This is a genomic window from Arthrobacter sp. SPT-J7, from assembly GCF_059089965.1.
On sequence record NZ_JBNHFF010000519.1, the window covers coordinates 1 to 708 of the forward strand.

1 protein-coding gene is annotated in these 708 nt (G+C 57.5%); it reads left to right on the plus strand.

Features of this window, described 5'->3' with window-relative positions; all coding sequences use genetic code 11:
- On the plus strand, window positions 1–573 hold a 573-nt coding region (locus AC5RWX_RS34020), incomplete at its 5' end, for an alanine:cation symporter family protein (RefSeq protein WP_494100535.1).
- Between the last annotated feature and the right edge of the window lie 135 nt (window positions 574–708).

The following is a 708-nucleotide window of genomic DNA, read 5'->3' on the forward strand; positions in this document are numbered from 1 at the left end:
TTCTCGGTATACGTTGACACTCTGCTGGTGTGCACGGCAACCGGCGTGATGATTCTGTCGACTGGTGCGTACAACATATTGCCAGAAGGCCGAGGCGCGCTCGTGGAGAACCTTCCTGGAGTGGAGCCGGGAGCAGGATTCACGCAAGTCGCCGTAGACACCATCGTCCCGGGAATAAACCTCGGTGCCGGCGTTGTGGCGGTCGCCATCTTCTTCTTCGCTTTCACCTCGATCCTGTCGTACTTCTACTACGCAGTAACGAACATCGTCTACCTAACAGGCAGTTCCCGAGGGTTCCTTGCACGGATTGTCCAGGCCATGGTGCTGATATCGGTTTTCCTTGGCACGGTAAGAACCACTGAACTTGTATGGACACTCGGCGACATCGGCTACGGTCTTATTGCCTGGTTCAACATGGTCGCAATTGCCTTCCTCTGCCCAGTAGCTGTCCGAGCCCTGCGGGACTACGAACGCCAGAGGAAGCAGGGAATCGATCCGGTTTTCAACCCCGCGGACGCCGGCATCAAGGGTGCTACATTCTGGGAGTCCTCCGACGCGCCCGCGCGCCTGTAGTCGCCTTGAAGTCAACTGCAGTTCGCTGAGGACCAGCATCCTCGCAATCACGCACACGCACATCCATGGTTCGCCGGAGCAGCCTGTTTAAGGAGATCCTCTCCGGCGCAGCGCTGAAACCAACATTCAGGAATG